At 76.9% G+C, this 685-nt stretch carries 1 protein-coding gene; it reads left to right on the forward strand.

What is annotated here, in order from left to right; translation table 11 throughout:
- Window positions 1-78 precede the first annotated feature (78 nt).
- Window positions 79-685 (forward strand): DUF3488 domain-containing protein (locus OFY01_RS18305; protein WP_266601244.1); only part of this gene is annotated, 607 nt, incomplete at its 3' end.

Consider the following 685-nt stretch of genomic DNA (forward strand, 5'->3'; position numbering starts at 1 on the left):
GGCGGACCGCGAGCGCGCGGGCGCCGGCGCCGTCACACCGCCCGCGGCGGCGATGCCGGGCACGACGGGGGGCCGGCCATGAGCGGCGGTGCCCGCCTGTCGGTCTGCGCGACGCTGGCCACGTTCCTCACCGCGTGCACCCTGCTGCCCCTGGTCGACCGCTCGACGTGGATCCTGCAGGCAGCGATCCTGCTGGTGATCCAGGCGGCGGCCGGCGCACTGGCGCGCCGCGTGCCGCTGCCCAGACCGCTGACCGTCGTGGCGCAGGCCGTCGTCTCCTTGCTGCTGCTGACCGTGGTGTTCGCCGGTGGGCGTGCGCTGGGCGGGGTCCTGCCCGGTCCGGACGCGCTGCGGCAGTTCGGGCTGTTGCTCCAGACGGGCGGCCAGGACGTGAGCCGGTACGCGATCCCGGCGCCACTGACCGACGGCATCCGGCTGATGCTGGTGGGCGGGGTCCTGGTGATCGGCCTGGCGGTGGACGCGCTCGCGGTGACGTTCCGCAGCGCCGCCCCGGCCGGACTGCCGCTGCTCGCCCTGTACTCGGTCGCGGCGGGCCTGTCCCGGAGCAGCGCCGACTGGCTGTGGTTCCTGCTCGCGGCCGCCGGGTACCTGATGCTGCTGCTCGCCGAGGGCCGCGACCGGCTCGCCCAGTGGGGCCGGGTCTTCGGCGCCGGCGCGCGCGGGC

The organism is Streptomyces beihaiensis (genome assembly GCF_026274175.1).
GTDB lineage: Bacteria > Actinomycetota > Actinomycetes > Streptomycetales > Streptomycetaceae > Streptomyces > Streptomyces beihaiensis.